The 450-nt window shown below is 36.7% G+C and carries 1 protein-coding gene; it reads left to right on the top strand.

Annotated features, from left to right (window positions below):
- Positions 1-190 precede the first annotated feature (190 nt).
- Positions 191-450, top strand: a 260-nt coding sequence (locus AC1DWA_RS33410) for a hypothetical protein (RefSeq protein ID WP_477917782.1), incomplete at its 3' end; no start/stop codon positions are given.

The raw sequence follows: 450 nt of genomic DNA, 5'->3' as shown, positions 1-450 counted from the left end.
GGTTTGAGACTGCTGACGCGAGGGGTTACAACGTTTTTTCGGATATGAAAGTAGATAAGGATGTTTTATCTAATTGGATAGGGTCGTACCCAAAGGCTTATTTTGAAGTAGTTGATGATAAAATATAGGTTGTTACGTTGGAAAAAAGTATGTGAAGTAATAATTAATAAATGTAAGGCAGCAGTAGAAAATGTCATTCCACACGTTTGTAGAACACGTTAGAAATCCATACTTTCGCGGTGAGGTTAATACTACAACTGATTTCGCTAAAATGCTAGATGAATGTTCAGTTGAGGATTTAGTTAATAGAGCGCAGCAACATGTAACAAATTTATTGGTAGCTCAAAGAGAATTGTTTTCGATCAAGATGTATGCCGCAATTGAGGAATACTTACATAATGACATTTTCTTGTTGCTTGGTCTGGTTGCTGATGCCTTGCACAACATGCC

It is taken from the genome of Rhodococcus sp. P4_F3_2, assembly GCF_056401335.1.
The sequence above is the reverse complement of the archived record's forward strand: the minus strand, read 5'-3'. Positions and strand labels throughout refer to the sequence as shown.